The 15,500-nt window shown below is 73.3% G+C and carries 15 protein-coding genes and 2 riboswitches; of the genes, 10 read left to right on the top strand and 5 right to left on the bottom strand.

From position 1 onward, the window contains the following. Nucleotides 1-118: 118 nt before the first annotated feature. The 5 genes from gcvH to ACP7CD_RS11470 all read right to left on the bottom strand — a co-directional run bounded on the left by gcvH (nucleotide 119) and on the right by ACP7CD_RS11470 (nucleotide 5,763). The gene (gene gcvH / locus ACP7CD_RS11450; RefSeq protein WP_272026398.1) at nucleotides 119-496 is read right to left on the bottom strand and encodes a glycine cleavage system protein GcvH; all 378 of its coding nucleotides are present in this window, start codon (nucleotides 494-496) and stop codon (nucleotides 119-121) included. A 67-nt stretch (nucleotides 497-563) separates the two neighbouring features. Beyond that, nucleotides 564-1,685 (bottom strand): glycine cleavage system aminomethyltransferase GcvT, encoded by a 1,122-nt coding sequence (gene gcvT, locus ACP7CD_RS11455; RefSeq protein ID WP_109221596.1) that lies wholly within the window; start codon nucleotides 1,683-1,685, stop codon nucleotides 564-566. A gap of 31 nt (nucleotides 1,686-1,716) precedes the next feature. Continuing rightward, nucleotides 1,717-4,587 (bottom strand): aminomethyl-transferring glycine dehydrogenase, encoded by a 2,871-nt coding sequence (gene gcvP, locus ACP7CD_RS11460; protein WP_017831733.1) that lies wholly within the window; start codon nucleotides 4,585-4,587, stop codon nucleotides 1,717-1,719. A 50-nt stretch (nucleotides 4,588-4,637) separates the two neighbouring features. After that, a riboswitch (glycine riboswitch) is annotated at nucleotides 4,638-4,738 on the bottom strand. Next, nucleotides 4,739-4,841: riboswitch (glycine riboswitch) on the bottom strand. A 108-nt stretch (nucleotides 4,842-4,949) separates the two neighbouring features. Continuing rightward, entirely contained in the window at nucleotides 4,950-5,186 is a 237-nt protein-coding gene (locus tag ACP7CD_RS11465) for a DUF6953 family protein (protein ID WP_017831734.1), read from the bottom strand. A 49-nt stretch (nucleotides 5,187-5,235) separates the two neighbouring features. Next, nucleotides 5,236-5,763 carry a 2'-5' RNA ligase family protein gene (locus tag ACP7CD_RS11470; protein ID WP_017831735.1) on the bottom strand — a complete coding sequence of 176 codons (528 nt, stop codon included), beginning with the start codon at nucleotides 5,761-5,763 and terminating at the stop codon, nucleotides 5,236-5,238. 119 nt (nucleotides 5,764-5,882) lie between these two features. On the opposite strand from ACP7CD_RS11470, the gene ACP7CD_RS11475 reads away from it, so the two are divergent. The 10 genes from ACP7CD_RS11475 (at nucleotide 5,883) to ACP7CD_RS11520 (ending at nucleotide 15,479) form a co-directional block, all read left to right on the top strand. Next, nucleotides 5,883-6,992: an ABC transporter ATP-binding protein gene (locus tag ACP7CD_RS11475; protein ID WP_017831736.1), complete on the top strand. Its 1,110-nt coding sequence runs from the start codon at nucleotides 5,883-5,885 to the stop codon at nucleotides 6,990-6,992. Continuing rightward, nucleotides 6,989-7,663, top strand: coding sequence for an ABC transporter permease (locus ACP7CD_RS11480; RefSeq protein WP_017831737.1), 675 nt, complete (start codon nucleotides 6,989-6,991; stop codon nucleotides 7,661-7,663). The genes ACP7CD_RS11475 and ACP7CD_RS11480 overlap by 4 nt, the downstream gene beginning before the upstream one ends. Then, nucleotides 7,660-8,331 (top strand): ABC transporter permease, encoded by a 672-nt coding sequence (locus ACP7CD_RS11485; protein WP_095650011.1) that lies wholly within the window; start codon nucleotides 7,660-7,662, stop codon nucleotides 8,329-8,331. The genes ACP7CD_RS11480 and ACP7CD_RS11485 overlap by 4 nt, the downstream gene beginning before the upstream one ends. A gap of 74 nt (nucleotides 8,332-8,405) precedes the next feature. Then, entirely contained in the window at nucleotides 8,406-9,341 is a 936-nt protein-coding gene (locus tag ACP7CD_RS11490) for an ABC transporter substrate-binding protein (RefSeq protein ID WP_035924285.1), read from the top strand. A gap of 386 nt (nucleotides 9,342-9,727) precedes the next feature. Beyond that, nucleotides 9,728-11,683, top strand: coding sequence for an amylosucrase (locus ACP7CD_RS11495; protein ID WP_426120229.1), 1,956 nt, complete (start codon nucleotides 9,728-9,730; stop codon nucleotides 11,681-11,683). A 3-nt stretch (nucleotides 11,684-11,686) separates the two neighbouring features. After that, a complete protein-coding gene (locus ACP7CD_RS11500; RefSeq protein WP_095650008.1) occupies nucleotides 11,687-12,004 on the top strand; it encodes a DMT family transporter in 318 nt (105 codons plus the stop codon). Further along, nucleotides 11,994-12,380, top strand: coding sequence for a DMT family transporter (locus ACP7CD_RS11505; protein ID WP_126349584.1), 387 nt, complete (start codon nucleotides 11,994-11,996; stop codon nucleotides 12,378-12,380). Before ACP7CD_RS11500 ends, ACP7CD_RS11505 begins: the two co-directional genes overlap by 11 nt. After that, a complete protein-coding gene (locus ACP7CD_RS11510) occupies nucleotides 12,377-13,753 on the top strand; it encodes an MFS transporter (RefSeq protein WP_426120230.1) in 1,377 nt (458 codons plus the stop codon). Before ACP7CD_RS11505 ends, ACP7CD_RS11510 begins: the two co-directional genes overlap by 4 nt. Nucleotides 13,754-14,210: 457 nt before the next feature. Continuing rightward, nucleotides 14,211-14,741 (top strand): SRPBCC family protein, encoded by a 531-nt coding sequence (locus ACP7CD_RS11515; RefSeq protein ID WP_126349582.1) that lies wholly within the window; start codon nucleotides 14,211-14,213, stop codon nucleotides 14,739-14,741. Between the two features lie 117 nt (nucleotides 14,742-14,858). After that, nucleotides 14,859-15,479, top strand: coding sequence for a superoxide dismutase (locus tag ACP7CD_RS11520; protein WP_017831745.1), 621 nt, complete (start codon nucleotides 14,859-14,861; stop codon nucleotides 15,477-15,479). Nucleotides 15,480-15,500 lie beyond the last annotated feature (21 nt).

Genomic DNA, 15,500 nt, shown 5'->3' on the forward strand with positions numbered 1-15,500 from the left:
TGATGCTCCAAAGGAGGTGGTGCCCCGGTGCGGGGCGGTGGTGGGTGGAACGGTCGTGGTGCGGGCCGGGACCCAGCCCGCACCACGGTCCTCGACGGTACCCGGGCGCGGCCGGTGCTCAGCCCTGTTCTTCCTGGGCCTGCTCGTACTGCTCCGCGGTGAGCAGCTCGCCCTCGTCGGTGACCTCGACGGTGAACAGCCAGCCGTCCCCGTACGGGTCGGAGTTCACCAGCCCGGGCTCGTCGACGACGGCCGCGTTGACGTCCACCACCGTGCCGGAGACCGGGGCGAAGAGCTCGGAGACGGACTTGGTGGACTCCACCTCGCCGCAGACCTCGCCGGCGGTCACGGTGGAACCGGCCTCGGGCAGGTCGAGGTAGACGACGTCGCCGAGGGCGTCGACGGCGACCGCGGACAGGCCGACCTTCACGGGGGAGGACTCGTCCACCCACTCGTGCTCGGCGGAGTAGCGCAGGTGGGACGGGATGTTGCTCATGATCGAGAACCTTTCAGCAGGAGGGGAGGACGACTGGTGGTGGAAGGGGCTGCCGGAGCCGGCCGGGTCACTGCCCGCGCTGGTAGAACGGCAGGGACACGACCTCGAACGGGACCGGCTTGCCGCGCAGGTCGACCTGCACCTCGGTGCCGGGCTCGGCGTGCGCGTTGTCGACGTAGGCCATGGCGATGGGGTAGCCCAGGGTCGGGCTGAGCGCCCCCGAGGTGACCTCGCCGACGACCTCGCCGTCCACGCTGATCGGGTAGTGGCCGCGGGCCGCGCGCCGGCCCTCGCCCCGCAGACCGACCAGCTTGCGGTCCGTCCCGGCGCCCCTGCGGGCCTCCAGGGCCGTGCGGCCCACGAAGTCCTCCTCCTTCTTGAAGGAGACGACCGGGCCGAGACCGGCCTCGTAGGGGGTGAGGTCCAGGGTGAGCTCCTGGCCGTAGAGCGGCATCCCGGCCTCCAGGCGCAGGGAGTCGCGGCAGGCGAGGCCGCAGGGGACGAGCCCGTGGCCCTGCCCGGCCTCCAGGAGCTTCCGCCACAGGGACACCGCCTGGGCGTCGGGCACGTAGAGCTCGAACCCGTCCTCCCCGGTGTAGCCGGTGCGGGCGAGCAGCACGTCGGTCCCGGCGACGGTGACCGGCGCGGCCGAGTAGTACTTCAGCTCGGCGACCAGCTCCTGCTGCTCGGCGGGGACGAGCTCCTGCAGGATCGCCTGCGCGGCGGGGCCCTGGACGGCGACCAGCGAGGTGTCGGCGGACTCGTCGGCCACGGTGACGTCGAAGCCGGCGGCCCGCTCCTGGAGGGCGGCGAGCACGGTCGGCGCGTTGCCGGCGTTGGGCACCACCAGGTACTCCTGCTCGGCCAGCCGATAGCTGATCAGGTCGTCGATGATCCCGCCCTCGGGGGTGCAGATGAGGGAGTACTTGGCCCGGCCCACGGCGATGGCGGCGAGGTTGCCCACCAGGGCCGTGTTCAGGAAGGCCGCCGCGTCCGGGCCGGTCACCCGGATCTCCCCCATGTGGGAGAGGTCGAACAGACCGGCGGCGGTGCGCACGGCGCGGTGCTCGGCCAGCTCTGAGCCGTACTTCAGGGGCATGTCCCAGCCGCCGAAGTCGGTGAAGGACGCCCCCAGCGCGGCGTGCTCGTCGTGCAGGGCGGTGTGGCGGGAGGTGGTGCTGACGCTCATGTCGTGCCTTTCGTGGCGGTGCGGTGCCGGATCAGTTCTCGAAGGCCTCGGGGGCCGGGCAGGAGCAGATCAGGTTGCGGTCCCCGGCGGCGCCGTCGATGCGGCCCACCGGCGGGAAGTACTTGTCCTGGCGCAGCTCCGGGACGGGGAAGGCGCCCTGCTCGCGGGGATAGCGGCGGTCCCAGTCGCTCGCGGCCACGACCTCGGCGGTGTGCGGGGCGTGGCGCAGGGGGCTGTCCTCGGCGCTGAGCTCACCGCGGGCGACCTGCTCGATCTCCTCGCGGATGGTGGTCATCGCGGTGATGAACCGGTCGATCTCGGCGAGGTCCTCGGACTCGGTCGGCTCGACCATCAGCGTCCCGGCCACCGGGAAGGAGAGGGTCGGGGCGTGGAACCCGAAGTCGATCAGCCGCTTGGCCACGTCCTCGGCGGTCACCTTGGTGCGGGCCGTGAGCGGTCGCAGGTCCAGGATGCACTCGTGGGCGACCAGCCCGTTGTTGCCGGTGTAGAGCACCGGGTAGTGCTCGTCGAGCGCGGCGGCGACGTAGTTCGCCGTCAGGAGCGCGGTCTGCGTGGCCCGGGTGAGGCCGTCGCCGCCCATCATCGCGATGTAGGCCCAGGAGATCGGCAGCACGCCGGCCGAGCCGAACATCGTGGCGGAGATCGGCGCGCCGGACTCCCCGTCCGCCTCGGCGCGGGTGGCGTCGCCGGGCAGGAAGGGGGCCAGGTGCGCGGCCACCGCCACGGGGCCCACGCCGGGCCCGCCGCCGCCGTGCGGGATGCAGAAGGTCTTGTGCAGGTTCAGGTGGGAGACGTCCCCGCCGAACTTCCCCGGCTGGGCCAGCCCGACCAGGGCGTTGAGGTTGGCCCCGTCGAGGTACACCTGCCCGCCGGCGGCGTGGACGGCGTCGCAGACCTGGCGCACGTCGGCGTCGTAGACCCCGTGGGTGGAGGGGTACGTGATCATGATGGCGGCCAGCTGGTCGCGGTGGGCCTCGATCTTCGCCTCGAGGTCGGCGTGGTCGATCGTGCCGTCGGTGGCCGTCTTCACCACGACGACCTTCATGCCGGCCAGGACCGCGGAGGCGGCGTTGGTGCCGTGGGCCGAGGCGGGGATGAGGCACACGGTGCGCTGCTCCTCGCCGCGGGACCGGTGGTAGCCGCGGATGGCCAGCAGGCCCGCCAGCTCGCCCTGGGAACCGGCGTTGGGCTGGAGGGACACGGCCGCGTAGCCGGTGATCTCCTCCAGGCGGCCCTCCAGGTCGGCGATCAGCTCGCGCCAGCCGGTGGTCTGGTGGGCCGGGGCCAGCGGGTGGATCGAGGCGAACTCGGGCCAGCTCATGGCCGCCATCTCGGCGGTGGCGTTGAGCTTCATGGTGCAGGAGCCCAGCGGGATCATCGTCCGGTCCAGGGCCAGGTCCCGGTTCTCCAGGCGCCGCAGGTAGCGCAGCATCTGCGTCTCGGAGCGGTGGGTGGAGAACACCGGGTGGGTGAGGAACTCCGTGGTGCGCCGCAGCCCGGCGTCCAGCTCCGGGCCGCGCGGCCCGGCGGCGACCGCCGCGGCGGCGTCCGCCACGCCGAAGGCCTCGGCGACGAGCACGAGGTGCTGCTCCGTGGTCGCCTCGTCGCAGGAGATCCCCACGTGGTCGGCGTCGACGAGCCGCAGGTTCACGCCGCGGCCCTCGGCCGCGCGGACCACCTGCTCCGCCCGGCCGGGGACCCGCACGGTGAGGGTGTCGAAGAACTGCTCCGCGACGAGCTCGTGGCCGGCGCCCTGCAGCACGGTGGCCAGGGTGCGGGCGAGGCCGTGCACGCGCCGGGCGATGGCCTTCAGCCCCTCCGGGCCGTGGTAGACGGCGTACATGCCGGCCACGACGGCCAGCAGCGCCTGGGCGGTGCAGATGTTGGAGGTGGCCTTCTCCCGGCGGATGTGCTGCTCGCGCGTCTGCAGCGCCAGGCGGTAGGCGGCCCGTCCCGTGGCGTCCTTGGAGACGCCCACCAGGCGGCCGGGCAGGTTGCGCTCCAGGCCGGAGCGCACCGCCATGTAGGCGGCGTGCGGGCCGCCGAAGAACAGGGGGACCCCGAAGCGCTGGGAGGAGCCCACCGCGATGTCCGCGCCCTGCTCGCCGGGCGGGGTGATCAGGGTCAGGGCCAGCAGGTCGGCCGCGACCGTGACCATCGCCCCGCGCTCCTTGGCCTCGGCGATCACCGCGGCGTGGTCGACGACCCGCCCGGAGACCCCGGGCTGCTGCAGGACCACGCCGGTGATCTCGCCCTCGGGCAGGCCCGCCGTCAGATCGGCGACCTGCACGGCGAAGCCCAGCGCCTCGGCGCGGGCCAGCACCACGGCCAGGGTCTGCGGCAGGATGTCGGCGTCGACCACGATCGCGCCGTTGCCGCGGGCCTTGTTGGCCCGGCGCATCAGGAGCACGGCCTCGACCACCGCCGTGGCCTCGTCCAGCAGCGAGGCGTTGGCCACCGGCAGCCCCGTGAGGTCGGAGACCATGGTCTGGAAGTTCAGCAGCGCCTCGAGGCGGCCCTGGGAGATCTCGGGCTGGTAGGGGGTGTAGGCGGTGTACCAGCCCGGGGACTCCAGCACGTTGCGCAGGATCACCGGGGGCGTGTGGGTGTCGTAGTAGCCCTGCCCGATCATCTGCACGGCCGTGGTGTTGCGGTCCGCGAAGGCGCGCAGCTGCTCGAGCACCTCCTGCTCGCTGAGCGCCGCGGGCAGGTCCAGAGGGGTGTTCTGCCGGATGTCGGCGGGCACGGCGGCGTCCGCCAGGTCGTCGAGGCTGGTGCGGCCCACGCGGGCGAGCATGGTCCGGACGGCGTCGGAGCCGGCACCGATGTGCCGGTCGGCGAAGACGGTGGTCGGGGACGTGGTGGCGAGCTGGATCGTCATGAGGAACTCCCGGGTGCTGCACGCCAGGGCGGCGTGGATCGGTTCGAGTTCCTCCCCGCTCTGTCTGGGACCTGAGAGATTCCGCGGCCGTGGAGCCGCTTGCACCGTCGGTGAGTCCGGCGACGCGCGCCGGGCTGCTTTCCAGAGTTGCCGATCCGTGGTGGTACGGGGGCCTGAGAGTTTCCTGGGGAGGAATTGCTCCTACGGCGCCCGCCGGTCCGAGTGCACCGGCGGGACTCTCCCACCACAGCTCATGGGCGTCTTCTGCTCCTAGGATAGCCGGAGCCGGAAAGAGGTGTCCACCGTCACGCGGAAAACCCCGGCCGTGCCGGGGGAGCCGCCCGGCGGATCGGCCCGGCGGCTCAGCTCTTGAGGGACCAGAAGCGGCGGTCGCGGTCCCACTGCACCGTGCCGCCGTGGGCCTTGCGGAACTCCGCGAGGACCTCCTTGCTGATCCCGGTGTGCCCGTTCTCCAGGGTCCGGACCCACTCGGGGCCGAAGGTCCCGGGGATGTCCTGGACGGCCTGGTCCTGGGACAGTCGTCCCTCGGTCCGGATGCGGTCGATCATCCAGGTGGCGATGTCCTGTGCGCTCGTCATGATCCGAGCCTACGCGGCTCCGCACCCGTCGCCGGCACGGGGCCGGACCTCAGGCCAACTGCACCACGGTGCGGGCGTCCGCGTCCCAGCGGCGCAGCGCCACGGCGCGAAGCGGCTCGGGGTGCGGGGCCAGGACGTCGAGCGCGGCGGCCACCTGCTCCGGGCGCATCCGGCGCGCCAGGGTGATGTGCGGCGTCCAGGCCCCGGGGAAGGAGGTGCGCGCCTGCCCCGGGACCGAGCCCACGGCGTCGCAGACCCGCCGGTGCAGCTCGAGCAGCTCAGGGGTGGTCACGACCTGGCGGACCACCACGTAGCCGCCCCGGCCCGGACCGAACAGCAGCACGCCCGCGCTGGTCAGCGGCAGGTCCACGAACCCGGCGGCCGCGGCGACCCGCTCGTCGACCCCCGGCACGGTCTCCGGGGCCAGGGACGGGGCGGCCACCAGGGTGATGTGGGGGCGGTTGGACTCGGAGCGGTGCCGGCCGGAGCTGGGCAGTCCCGCCTCGGCCAGCCGGTCCCAGTCCGCGCGCACGGCCGCCTCGGCGTCCTCGCCGAGCAGCAGCTCCAGGCTGTGCACCGTCCACCTCCTCGCGCGTCGGCCGGCGGTCCCGCGGGATCCGGCTCCGGTGGACGCGAGTCTAGCGGGGCGTCCGCCGTGCTTGCCTATACTGGCCGGACGGCAACGGGAGGATCTCCATGACCGACATCGCGATCCGTTTCGAGGGCGCCGGCAAGACGTACCCGGACGGGACCACGGCCGTCGAGGCCCTCGACCTCGAGATCCCCCGCGGGTCCCTCACCGTGTTCGTGGGACCCTCCGGCTGCGGCAAGACCACCTCCCTGCGGATGATCAACCGCATGGTGGAGCCCACCTCCGGCTCCGTCACGGTCGAGGGCCGTGACGTCACGTCCGTGCCCGCCCACGAGCTGCGCCGCTCCATGGGCTACGTCATGCAGCAGTCGGGCCTCCTGCCGCACCGGACCGTGGTGGACAACATCGCGACCGTCCCGCGGCTCAACGGCGTGCCGAGGAAGCAGGCGCGGGAGCGGGCCCGCGAGCTGCTGAGCACCGTGGGGCTCGCCGAGGCCCTGGGCTCCCGCTACCCCTCCCAGCTCTCGGGCGGTCAGCAGCAGCGCGTGGGCGTGGCCCGGGCGCTCGCCGCCGACCCGCCGGTCCTGCTCATGGACGAGCCGTTCTCCGCCGTGGACCCCGTGGTGCGCCAGGACCTGCAGCGCGAGCTGCTGGACCTCCAGCGCCGGCTGCACCGCACCATCGTGTTCGTCACCCACGACATCGACGAGGCGATCCTGCTCGGCAACCGGGTGGCCGTCTTCGCCACCGGCGGGCGGCTGGCGCAGTACGCCACCCCGGAGGAGCTGCTGCGCGCGCCCGCCGACGACTTCGTGGCGGACTTCGTGGGCCGGGACCGCGGCTTCCGCTCCCTGACCTTCGACTCGGCCCACGACATCCCCGTGCACCCGGTGGCCACCGTGCGCCCGGACGGCACCCAGGGCGTGGCCGGCACCGGGGACGGGCCCGTCCCCGACGGGTGGACGCTGCGGGTCGACGACGACGGCGCCCCCCGCGGCTGGGTGCGGCCCGGCGCGGAGGACGACCCCGTGGTCGGCGGCACCCTGCACCGGCCCGGCAGCTCCCTGCGCAGCGCCCTGGACGCGGCCCTGTCCTCGCCGTCGGGCCTCGCCGTGGTCGTCGACGACGACGGCCGGGCGGTCGGGATCATGCAGCCGGGGGAGATCATCGCGGCCATCGAGGACGCGCGGCTCGGCGGGCGGACGCCCCGATGAACTGGACGAGCCGGAACTGGCCCTACGTCCTGGAGCTCACGGGCACGCACCTCGTCCAGTCGGTGCTGCCCCTGCTGCTCGGCGCCCTCGTCGCCGTCCCGGTGGCGCGGCTCGCCGCCCGCAACCGCACGCTGCGCCCGGTGCTCGTCACGGGCTCCTCCCTGCTCTACACCATCCCCTCCCTGACCCTGTTCGTGGTGCTGCCCCTGCTCCTCGGCACGCAGATCACCTCGGTGGTGAACGTGGTCGTGGCGCTGACCGTCTACGTCGTGGCCATCCTGGTGCGCTCCTCCGTGGACGCCTTCGAGTCCGTGGACCGCGACATCCTGCAGGCCTCCACCGCGATGGGCTACCGCCCGCTGCGGCGCTTCTTCGCGGTCGAGCTGCCGCTCGCGGTGCCCGTGCTGGTCGCCGGGCTGCGGGTCGCCTCCGTCAGCAACATCTCCATGGTCAGCGTGGGCGCCGTGATCGGCGTGCAGTCCCTCGGCACCCTGTTCACCGACGGGCTGCGCCGGTCCATCCTCGAGGAGATCGCGGTGGGCATCGTCCTGACCGTGGTCCTGGCGGTGCTCATGGACCTCGTGCTGCGGGGGGCCGGCCGCGCCCTGACGCGCTGGCAGCGGGCGGGCACGGCCCCGGTCCCGCGCGTGCGCAGAGGAGCGGTCGCGTGAGCCTCGCCGGCGGCGCCCTGGAGTGGCTGACCGATCCCGAGAACTGGTCCGGGCCCGGCGGCATCCCCGCCCGGCTGCTGGAGCACCTGACGTACAGCGGCGTGACGATGGCCGTGGCCCTGGCCGTGGCAGTCCCCCTGGGCCTGTGGGTGGGGCACACGGGGCGCGGCTCCGGCGTCGTCGTCGGCCTGGCCGGGGCGCTGCGCGCCCTGCCCACGCTGGGCCTGCTCACCCTCTTCACCCTGCTGCTCGGGCTCGGACTGGTGCCGCCGATCATCGCGCTCGTCCTGCTCGCGATCCCCCCGATCCTGTCGGGGGCCTACGCGGGGGTCGCGAACGTGTCCCCGGCCCTCAAGGACGCCGGGGCGGCGATGGGGATGACCGGGAGCCAGGTGCTGACCCGCGTGGAGGTGCCCAACGCCCTGCCCGTGATCCTGGGCGGGGTCCGCAACGCCGCCCTGCAGGTCGTGGCGACCGTGACCGTGGTCGCCTACATCAACCTCGGCGGCCTCGGCCGCTACCTCATCGACGGCCTCGCCGTGCGCGACTACGACCGGATGCTCGGCTCCGTGGTGCTCGTGGCGGTCCTCGCGCTCGTCGTGGACGCCGTCCTGGCCCTGGCCCAGCGGCTGTCCACCTCGCCGGGGCTGCGCCTCGCCGCTCCCTGACCCACCGCTGCCCCTGACCCCCGTCCTCCCGAGCCCCACCGTCCTCCGTGCCACCGACCGACAGGAGAACCACCATGACCACCGCTCCCGCGCTCCGCCGCCGCGCCGCCGCGCCCGCCCTGGGCGCCGCCCTGCTGCTGGGCCTGACCGCCTGCGGCGGCGGCGACCCCCTCGCCGAGGAGGACGGGTCCGCGACCACGTCCTCGGAGACCGTGACCGTGGGCTCCGCCGACTTCCCGGAGAGCCAGATCGTGGCCGAGCTCTACGCCGGGGCGCTGAAGTCCGCCGGGGTCGAGACGGAGACGTCCCTGGGCATCGGTGCCCGCGAGGCCTACGTGGGGGCCGTGCAGGACGGGTCCGTGGACGTGGTCCCGGACTACTCCGGCAACCTGCTGCTCTTCGCGGACCCCGAGGCCACGGCGAGCTCGGCCGACGAGATCATGGCGGCCCTGCCCGACGCGCTGCCCGAGGGCCTGACCGTGCTCGAGGCCTCCGAGGCGGAGAACAAGGACGCCATGGTGGTCACCTCCGGGACCGCGGAGCAGTACGGGCTCACGAGCATCGCGGACCTGGCGGAGGTGTGCGGGGAGCTCGTGATCGCGGGTCCGCCCGAGTTCGCCGAGCGCGCCTACGGCCTCGACGGCCTGGAGCAGAAGTACGGCTGCGTGCCGGAGTCCTTCGAGCCGATCAACGACGGCGGCGGCCCGCTCACCGTCCAGGCCCTCCTCGACGGGGACGTGGACGTCGCCGACATCTTCACGACCACCCCGGCGATCGCCGACAACGACCTCGTGGTGCTGGAGGACCCGGAGAACAACTTCATCGCCCAGCAGGTCCTGCCGCTGGCCGCGGCGGACCGGCTGCCCCAGGAGGCGGTGGACGCGCTGAACGAGCTCTCCGGCAAGCTCACCACGGAGGCCCTCATCGACCTGAACCGCCAGGTCAGCGGCGAGGACCAGGTCAGCCCGGCCGACGCCGCGCAGGAGTGGCTGTCCGCCAACGGGTACTGAGCCCGCGCACGGCACCGGCACGGGCGCCGCGTCCCGGGGTCCGCGATCCCGGGGCGCGGCGTCCGCCCTGCACAGGGTTCTCCACACGCACGGCGTCGTCTCCAGGGGTCCTCCGCGCCCGCCGGGGCGCTCCCGGAGGGAGCCGGCGGGCCTTTCCCCACAGTGTCCCCAGGACTCGTCCACACCTGTGGACAACTCTGTGCACAGGCATGTGGAGGAAGCCCCGGGTCATCCGCTGAAAAGCTGGGAGCGCATCAGTATGCTGAGGGGCGGACCGCTCCCACCCACCGGTGGCAGCTGGTCCTCGACCATCCGAGGGCTCGTCGTCAAGGAGGATCTCGAGTTCGGAGACTGCCCGCCCCGGGGCGGACGACCGAAGGAGCAGTGTGCCGAACACCAGTACGCCCGGTATCCCGGGCCTGTCGCCGGAGAACCAGGCGCGCGTGATCACCGCGTGCGTCCGCCAGCGGGTGCAGGAGGGCCGCCCGGCGGACCTGCCGGGCACGGGGTGGACGGACTTCGACCGCAGGTTCGACGAGCACTTCCCCCGGCTGACGCTGCTCTTCGCCGAGATCTACGGCCACCGCGAGGACTTCCTCGAACAGCTCAGCGAGCTCGGGCTGCAGCTGGCGCGCTCCTGGGCCGAGCGCCCCGACGACCTCAAGGACCTGGACGCCCGGCGCGAGCAGGACCCCGCGTGGTTCGGCGCGCGGCAGATGCTCGGCGGGGTCTGCTACGTGGACCGGTACGCGGGGAACCTGCGGGGCATCCGGGAGCAGATCCCCTACTTCCGGGAACTGGGCCTGACCTACCTCCACCTCATGCCCCTGTTCGAGGCGCCGGAGGGCAACTCGGACGGCGGCTACGCGGTGTCCTCGTACCGCCGCGTGGAGCCGAGGCTGGGGACCATGGAGGAGCTCGCCGAGCTGAGCCGCGAGCTGCGCCGGAACGGGATCAGCCTGGTCCTCGACTTCGTCTTCAACCACACCTCCAACGAGCACGAGTGGGCGCGCCGGGCCGCCGCGGGGGAGCGGGAGTACGAGGACTACTACTGGATCTTCCCGGACCGCACGGTCCCGGAGCAGTTCGAGCGCACCACGCGGGAGATCTTCCCGGACGACCACCCCGGCTCCTTCACGCGGATCGGCGCCGGCGAGGAGGACCCCCGGTGGGTGTGGAGCACCTTCTACTCCTTCCAGTGGGACCTCAACTACACCAATCCCGCCGTCTTCCGGGCGATGGCCGCGGAGCTGCTGTTCCTGGCCGCCCAGGGCGTCGAGGTGCTGCGCATGGACGCCGTCGCGTTCATCTGGAAGCAGCTGGGCACCGCCTGCGAGTCGCTGCCCCAGGCCCACGTGCTGCTGCGCGCGTACAACGCGCTGTGCCGGATCGCCGCGCCGGCCGTGCTGTTCAAGTCCGAGGCGATCGTCCACCCGGACGAGGTCGCCCGGTACATCGAGCCCGGACAGTGCCAGCTGTCCTACAACCCGCTCCAGATGGCCCTGACCTGGGAGGCGATGGCCACCCGGGAGCCGAAGCTGCTCGCGCAGGCCCTCGAGGAGCGCCACGCCCTCCCGCCCGGCACGGCGTGGGTGGACTACGTGCGCGGCCACGACGACATCGGCTGGACGTTCTCGGACGAGGACGCCGCCCGGCTGGGCGTGCACGGCCACGACCACCGCCGCTTCCTCAACGCCTTCTACACCGGGCGCCACCCCGGCAGCTTCGCGGACGGCGTCCCGTTCCAGGAGAACCCCCGCACGGGGGACTGCCGCGTGTGCGGGACCACGGCGTCCCTGCTGGGCCTCGCCGAGGACCCGGCGTCCGCGGTGGACCGGGTCCTGCTCGCGCACTCCGTGGCGATGAGCACCGGCGGCATCCCCCTGCTGTACCTGGGTGACGAGGTCGGCCAGCTCAACGACCCCGCCTGGAACGAGGACCCCGCGCACGCCGGCGACGCCCGGTGGGTGCACCGGCCGCCGCGGCCCGTCCAGGACTACGAGCGCCGTCACGAGTTGTTCTCCGTGCAGGGCCGGATCTTCGGGGGCATCCGGAGGATGGTCGAGCTGCGCCGGAACTCCCCGGAGTTCGACGGCAACACGCTCCTCCCGTTCGACGCGCGCAACCCCCACGTGCTGGGCTACCAGCGCCCGGGCGGCAACACGGTGGTGCTGTGCCTGGCGAACTTCTCCGACTGGTCCCAGTTCGTCACGGGGGAGACCCTCTCGGGGTTCCTGCCCCAGGCCGTCGAGCTGCACGGCAACACCGAGCTCGACCTGCGCCACGGTCTGCTGCTCGACGCCCACGGGTTCCTCTGGATCCGCGTGCTCCCGAAGCGCTGACCCGTGGGTGCGTGGACGGTGCTGGTGCTCTCGGGCGTCCTCGAGGCGGTGTGGGCGTCCGCGCTCGCGGCCTCGGACGGTCTCCGCCGTCCCGTGCCGGCCGTGGTGTTCGCGGTGACGGCCGCCGTGAGCCTGGCCGGACTGTCCTACGCCATGGCCACCCTCCCCACGGGCACGGCGTACGCCGTCTGGGTGGGCATCGGCGCGGCCCTGACCGTGGCCTGGTCCATGCTGACGGGCCGCGAGTCCGCCACGCCCCTCAGGATCCTGCTGGTGCTCGGACTCGTCGGCTGTGTGATCGGGCTCAAGGTTGTCGGCTGAGGCCGGCGCGGCGCGGGCCGAGCGGGACCGGCGCGCCCGTGCCTGGGCGCTGCTGGTGCTCAGCGGGATCCTGGAGGCGGTCTGGGCCACCGCCCTGGGCGCGTCCGAGGGCTTCTCGCGGCCGGGCCCCGGTCTGCTCTTCGCCGTGACCCTGGTGCTGAGCATGCTCACCCTGGCACGCGCCGCCCGGGTGGTGCCGATGGGCACCGCCTACGCCGTGTGGACGGGCATCGGCGCCGTGCTCACGGTCGCGTGGGCGGCCGGCACGGGGCAGGAGCAGATCTCGTGGGCGAAGGCCCTCTTCCTGGCGGGGATCGTGGCGTGCGTCGTGGGCCTGCACGCCGCCGACCGGCCGACCCCGGGGAAGGACCGGTGACCCGGGACCGCAGGCCGGGCGCGCACCTCATGCTGGTGCTCACCGCCACGATGGCCGTGGGCCCGCTGCTGACCCACAGCCTCTCGGCGATGAGCCCCCTGGTGATCGCGGACCTGGAGCTCACGGAGGCGCAGTTCGGGCTGCTCGCCACCACCACCTTCTTCGTCGCGGCCGTCACCGCGGTGCGCACGGGCCGCTGGGCGGACCGGCTGGCCGCCCGCACCCTGCTGGTCGTGATGTTCGGCGGCGCCGCGCTCGCGATGCTCCTGACCGCCGCCGCGCCGGGCTACGCGGTCCTGCTCGCGGCCATGGTGCTCTCGGGGCTCGGGCAGGTCATGGCCAACCCCGCGACCAACCGGCTCATCCGGCTGCACGTGCCCGCCGGGCGGCGCGCCGGCTGGCTCGGGATCAAGCAGGCCGGCGTGCAGGCCTCGCAGCTCGTGGCGGGCCTGACCTTCCCCGCGCTCGGCCTGCTGCTCGGCTGGCGCACCGCGGTCCTGGTGGCTGTGGGCGCGGTGCTGCTCCTGCTCGTGCACGGCTGGTGGACGGTCCCGGACAACCACCCCGGCACCCCGGCGGCACGCCCGTCCCGGACGACGTTTCCGTCCGGGGCGGCATCACGGCCGCGGACAGCGTCCGGGCCGCGGACGGCGTCCCGGTCCGGGACGGGGTCTCCGTCGCCGGCGACGCTGCCGTCCCGGTCCTGGGCGGCCCTCCGGTCGTGGACCGGTCGCCGGACCCGGCGGCCGGAACCGACGAGCCGGCCCCGGACGGCGGGCGCCGCCGCACGGCCGCCGATGCCCGGTGCCGTCAAGGCGTACGCCGCGGCCGCGGCACTGACCGGGCTGGGGGCGCAGGCCGCCAACGTCTACCTGCCGCTCTACGCCCACCGGGAGCTGGGCCTCGACGTCGTCGCCGCCGGGGCCACCGTGTCCGTCTCCGCGCTCGTGGGCATCGCCTCCCGGGTGCTGTGGGCGCGCGTGATGGACCGGCCGGGCACGGACGGCTTCGTGCTGCTGGCCGGCATGGCCCTGGGGGCGGCCGCGAGCGCCGTGCTGCTGATCCTGGCGCCGCTGCACCCCGGCCTCGCGTGGGCGGTGTGGCCGGCGGCCGTCCTGCACGGGGGCGCGGCACTCGCGGTGAGCGTGGTGGTGATGTCCGCGGCGATGCGCGCCGTGCCCGCCGACCGGGTGGGGGCGTCCACCGGCGTGGTGACCATGGGCCTGTACGCGGGGTTCTGCGCCGGTCCGCTCGCCCTCGGCGGACTGCTCCAGCTCACGGGGTCCTTCGCGGTGGGCTGGGGCGTGGTGCTCGTCTGCTACCTGGCCTGCGCGGCGCTCGCCGTCCTCGTGCGCTCCCGTGCACACCGCTAGGACGCCGCCGTCCGGAGTGCTCCCGGCCGCTGCCGCCTCCCGTTCGGCGGGGTCCCCGCCCGCCCGCCGACCGGTGCTGTCCCCCGTTCAGGGGGACCGGCCGGCCTCTGTGCGACGCTCCGTGACGTCCTGGCACGGTCTTCTCAACAGCTTCTCCACAGGTGTTGTCCACAGCGTGGATAACTTCCACCGGTGGAATTACGGGACTCCCTGTCCCGCCCACCCCGCGCTGACCTGCAACGGCGCCGCCGGCCGGGGATTGGGTGCACCGGTGCTCGCTCTGTGCACGCGTTCCTCCACACCTGTGGACAACTTTCTCCACCCCCTGTGCACCCGGACGGGCGGGCCCCGCGAGGGCCGATCACTAGAGTAGTTGTGTGCACATGCGAATTGCTCCCGTCCGTGCGCTGCGCGTGCCTGCCCGGGGCGCGGATCCGACCGGGGACCGGAGGACACGATGCTGAAGGGCGCCACGACGTTCCGGCTGGTGGACACGGCCGTGGTCGGGGCCGACCCGGCCCTGGTGGAGCGCTTCCTGCTCGACCCCGGCTGCCTGCGCCGCTGGAACCCCATCCCGGAGCGGAACTACCAGGTCAGCACGGCCGTGCTGCAGCTCGGCACGTCGATCGAGTCCACGGTCCGCGTGGGCCCCCTCCGCTTCTCCTTCGTGAACATCGTCTCCGACCACGTCCCGGGCCGGCGCCTGGGGATGCGCACCACCAAGGGCGTGGTGGATCTGCTGGTGACCATCACCTGGGAACCGGTGGAGGGGGGCACCCGGATCGAGAAGGCCGTGGACGGGCGGTTCACGGAGTCCAAGGCCTGGCTGTGGCGCCTGCTCGAACCGGCCGCCCGCCGGAGCGCCCGGAACGCCCTCGAGACGCTCGGGCGGATGATCGAGACGGGGGACTACGAGTTCACGGTCCCGTCCCAGCTGACCCCCCACCCGCCCCGCTGCCCGCTCGAGAGCCCGCCCGACTTCTTCTGAGCCCCCGGCGGAGGCTGCCCGGGGGCGCGCCGTACGCTGGTGGCGGAACCTCCTTGACCCCTGCTCGCGCGCGGGACGAGGGTGGAACCACACGACAGCACTCGAAAGGACTCTCCTATGGCCGAGAAGTACACCCTTCCCGATCTCCCCTACGACTACGCGGCGCTCGAGCCCCACATCTCCGCGAAGATCATGGAGCTGCACCACGACAAGCACCACGCCACCTACGTGGCCGGTGCCAACACCGCCCTGGAGAAGATGGCGGAGGCCCGCGCGAACGGTGACGGCGCCGCCGCGGCCAAGCTGTCCAAGGACCTGCAGTTCAACCTCGGTGGCCACGTGAACCACTCGGTGTTCTGGCAGAACCTCTCCCCCGAGGGCGGCGACAAGCCGACCGGTGAGCTCGCCGCGGCGATCGAGGACCACTTCGGGTCCTTCGACGCCTTCCGCGACCACTTCACCGCCGCGGCCACCACGATCCAGGGCTCCGGCTGGGCGATCCTCGCCCTTGAGCCCGTCGGCGGCAACCTGGTCATCGAGCAGATGTACGACCAGCAGAACGGCGTGCCCGTCGCCACGATCCCGCTGCTCCAGCTGGACATGTGGGAGCACGCGTTCTACCTCGACTACCAGAACGTCAAGGCGGACTACGTCAAGGCCTTCTGGAACATCGTGAACTGGGCGGACGTCCAGGAGCGCTTCGAGAAGGCGCGCACCGGGGGCCGGTCCATCATCTGATCCCCGGTCCGCACCGTCGGG

The sequence above is a fragment of the Kocuria sp. LHG3120 genome (genome assembly GCF_049897445.1).
GTDB classification, from domain to species: Bacteria; Actinomycetota; Actinomycetes; order Actinomycetales; family Micrococcaceae; genus Kocuria; species Kocuria rosea.